At 57.5% G+C, this 591-nt stretch carries 1 protein-coding gene and 1 pseudogene; both read left to right on the top strand.

Going from position 1 to position 591, the window contains the following annotated elements; all coding sequences use genetic code 11:
* Nucleotides 1-459: pseudogene (locus B3P58_RS15550) on the top strand (acetate kinase); the annotation flags it as partial.
* A 7-nt stretch (nucleotides 460-466) separates the two neighbouring features.
* Nucleotides 467-591, top strand: a 125-nt coding sequence (locus tag B3P58_RS20805; RefSeq protein ID WP_414716584.1) for an AAA family ATPase, incomplete at its 3' end; no start/stop codon positions are given.

Genomic DNA, 591 nt, shown 5'->3' with positions numbered 1-591 from the left:
GGCCTGATTGAACATATGCAGCGCAGCCGTAATCTGTCGCTGGAGCAGATCATGCACGAGCTTAACCGCAACAGTGGCCTCAAAGGTTTGTCTGGTTTAAGTAACGATATGCGCACCCTGCTCGCCGCCGAGGCCGAAGGCCATGAAGGCGCGCACCGCGCAATCCAGGTATTCTGTTTCCGCGTTGCCCGTCAGTTTTCTGCTTTGGCAACCTCTCTGCCAACCATTGATGCCGTGGTCTTTACCGGCGGTATCGGCGAGCATGCCGCGCCGGTACGCCAGCGTATTCTGGCCGCCTGGCGCCTGATGAACTTCCGTCTCGACAGCGATCTGAACCGTTGTCACGGCGATGAAAACGGACGCATCAGTCAGCCCGGCTCACCGCTGGTTATGGTGGTACCAACCTCAGAAGAGCGCATGATTGCCCTCGACACTTACCAACTGATTGCTGCGAACTGAACCTCTGATGATCAATATTTTTATTGCCCCAACCGGGCTGGAAAGCGGACTCACCACCATCAGCCTCGGTCTGATCCGCGCGCTGGATGCGCAGGGTCTGAAGGTTGGCTTCGTTAAGCCGGTTGCTCCGGG

This window comes from Thalassolituus sp. UBA2009 (assembly GCF_002335285.1).
In the GTDB taxonomy this organism is placed as follows: Bacteria; Pseudomonadota; Gammaproteobacteria; order Pseudomonadales; family Oceanobacteraceae; genus Venatoribacter; species Venatoribacter alkanivorans.
Note: the sequence above shows the minus strand (reverse complement) of the source record. Positions and strands in the feature narration are given on the sequence as shown.